The sequence below is a fragment of the Planktothrix sp. FACHB-1355 genome (assembly GCF_014748295.1).
In the GTDB taxonomy this organism is placed as follows: Bacteria; Cyanobacteriota; Cyanobacteriia; order Cyanobacteriales; family Aerosakkonemataceae; genus Aerosakkonema; species Aerosakkonema funiforme_A.
This window is the reverse complement of the sequence record NZ_JACJUP010000838.1, coordinates 1-3,249: the sequence shown is the minus strand read 5'-3', so window position 1 is coordinate 3,249 and position 3,249 is coordinate 1. Positions and strand designations below refer to the sequence as shown.

Here is a 3,249-nt window from a genome sequence, read left to right as displayed (position 1 = left end):
TTAAAAAATTTAAAAGTCAGTCCAACTGGCAAAGTTTTCATATTGGAACGTGACGGTTTGGTCGTGAGTACTTCCACTGATGAAAAACCTTTCCGGATAGAGGGAGATGAAGCCAAACGCCTACAAGTGCTTGACATTAAAGACCCTCTAATTCGCGCCACAGCCCAAAATTTAACCGATAAATTTGGTAACTTAAGTAAAATTGCTAAGAGTGAGCGGATTGACTTTCAATTCAATCAACAACGCCAATTCGTGCAAGTAATTCCCTGGCAAGATGAATTGGGGCTAAATTGGCTGATTGTGGTGGTGATTCCCGAATCCGATTTCATGGCAGAAATTAATGCCAATACCCGTACCACTATTATGCTGAGTATGGCGGCTTTAGTAGTAGCAATTATCATTAGTTTTATCACTAGCCTTTGGGTAACGCAGCCGCTTGTGCAACTGAATTTAGCAGCGAAAAATTTTGCTAAAGGAGAATGGGATAAAACAGTTGATATCGATCGCACTGATGAAGTGGGACAACTGGCAAAATCGTTTAACCAAATGGCAACACAATTGAAAGACTCCTTTGAAAAACTCAACGGCATCATTTTTCAGGCTGATGGAGTTGGTCAAAAAATTACGATTACCTCCAGTCAAATCGCGTCAGCAGGTAAGCAGTTAGAAACGACAGTCGCACAGCAAGCAGCTTCCACTAACGAAGTAAAAGCAACGGCGGCACAAATTGCCACTACTTCTGGACAATTAGTCAAAACGGTCGAAACAATTACCGAAAAAGCCCAAGCCACTGCTTTAGCCGCCAGGAACAGTCAAGCCAGCTTAATGGAAATGGCGACAACAATGAGTCAGTTGGCTACTGCGACTAACTTTATATCTGCGAAACTCGCATCGATAAATGAAAAAGTAACTAATATTAATAGAGTAGTTAATAGCATCAGCAAAGTAGCCGATCGCACCAATTTATTATCGCTCAACGCCGCCATTGAAGCGGAGAAAGCGGGACAATACGGGGCAGGTTTTGCAGTAGTTGCTAGAGAAGTGCGTCAGCTGGCTAATAGCGCTACTATTGCTTCCCAAGAAATTGAAGAGATGGTGAAAGATATTCAAAACTCTGTTGGTACTGGGGTGATGGAAATGGAAAAGTTCAGCCAACAAGTGAAAAACTATGTGGAACAAGTAAGTCGCGTTGGCGGACAAATCGCGCTAGCGATCGAACAAATGCAAAGCCTCACACCCCAATTCGAGACTGTTAGCCAAAGAATGGAGGGACAATATGAAGGTGCTACTCAAATCAGTCTCGCTATCTCTAACTTAAGCGAATCTTCTCAACAAATTGTGGAATCTCTCCAAAAGACCAATCAGGCTTTCGCTCAATTGAACGACACCGCACAAGTACTACAGACTGTAGTGAAAACCAGTTGAATTTCACGCGATCGCGCCTTAATTCGATCGATATCCGAGCAGATGCCAATGGCCAACTTACTTTGCAATTGGAAGCTGAATTATAAATTCAGTACCCTCTCCGGGCCTAGAATAGCAATGAATAGAGCCACCATGTTTTTCTTCAACGATTTGACGGGCGATCGTCAATCCCAAACCTGTGCCTTTACCCACTGCTTTCGTAGTAAATAAATGTTCAAATATTCGGGATTTAACGTTTTCGTCCATTCCCAAACCATTATCTTTAATATTAATAGCAACTCGGTTTGACTTTTTCAGCACTTCCGTTTTAATTGTAATTCGTTGCGGATTCTTCGTGAAATATGCAAACGAATAGTTTTGACCCATGTCATCAAACATATCGATCGCATTGGCCAAAATATTCATAAATACCTGGTTTAATTGGCCGGGAAAACATTCGATTATTGGAATTTCACCATATTCTTTTATAATTTGAATTTGGGGTCGGCTATCATTTCCTTTGAGGCGATGTTTAAGAATCATAATTGCGCTATCAATCCCTTCGTGAATATTAAAAGATACTTGATAGTCTTTGTCAGCGCGAGAGAAAGTGCGGAGACTGGTACTAATATTTTTAATGCGATCGCAGCCTAGCTGCATAGAACTAAACATTTTCGGTAAATCCGACAAAACATACTCTAAATCTATCTGTTCTGCATGGTATTTTATTTCTGGAGTAGGAGTAAATTTATCGCGATACAAATTGAAGTGTTCAATTAAATCCTCTAAACAGGTTTTAGCTTCTGTTAAATTACCAGAAATAAACCCAACTGGGTTATTAATTTCGTGCGCTACCCCAGCTACTAAATTGCCCAAAGCAGACATTTTTTCACTTTGTACGATTTGTAATTGAGCTTGTTTGAGGTCAGTCAAAGTTTGTTGCGCTTGTTGATAGAGTTGAGCATTTTGTAAAGAAATTGCCGCTTGAGTGCAGAGAAAGTTAAGGACGAGGATGCGATCGCTCGTAAATACTCCTGTCGTTGTTTGATTCTGCAAGTACAAAATCCCTACCAAATCTCCTTGGTTGAGGACAGGCAAACACAAAGCGCTTTTTGGCTGATGTTGCAACAGATAATTATCAATTAAGGGTAAATCTGTTTTTAAGTCATCAATCACAACCATTTTTCGCGTGTTTTTGACATACTGAATTAGGGCAATAGGAAGATGAGGATAATTATCTATCGATTCCGAGCGTAATTCTGTAATGTCGGGTGTGGTAATAGCTCTCACTTGCCATTGATTTTCAGTAGGGAACAGCAAGATACATCGATCTGCACCAGAGTTTTGCAAGATAATTTGAGTCAGTTGCTTGAGTAATTCATCAAGTTTAATACTGCTGGAGATAGCTTGAGCAGCTTTGAGAACTGAGGTAAAATCCAAAGCATCAGAAATACTCGTGCTACCACTATTATATGAGCTAGTTACCGTATGTAGTGAAATACCGCTGACTTTTGCTAAGGTTGCTAGCGGATTTAGGTGGTGTTTTTGTTGCTGAAGGATGGGTTGAAGTAGTTCGGGATAGCGTTTTTCCAAGTCATCAGTTTTGGCTTTTGCTCCCCACCGGGCATAACAGTAGTAGGCTTCTTGCATATAGCCTGCGGCAACTTTCTCTTTACTCCAAGCCAGGTAAAATTTAGCAGCGAGTTCGTTGGCGAGGGCTTCTTCTTGGATGTATTCGTTAGCTTTGGCTCCAGATATGGCGCGATCGTAATTGGTTATCGCCTCTAAATAATTACCAGAAATTCGAGCCATTTCAGCCTTAACTAAATCACAGAGATGAAGAAA

General features: G+C 40.8%; 2 protein-coding genes. One reads left to right on the top strand and one right to left on the bottom strand.

Annotated elements, in window-relative coordinates; genetic code table 11:
• On the top strand, positions 1–1,425 hold a 1,425-nt coding region (locus H6S82_RS25705), incomplete at its 5' end, for a methyl-accepting chemotaxis protein (RefSeq protein ID WP_199317962.1).
• A gap of 57 nt (positions 1,426–1,482) precedes the next feature.
• Here the strand turns inward: H6S82_RS25705 and H6S82_RS25700 are convergent.
• The coding region (locus H6S82_RS25700; protein ID WP_242057113.1) for an ATP-binding protein at positions 1,483–3,249 on the bottom strand (1,767 nt) is incomplete at its 5' end.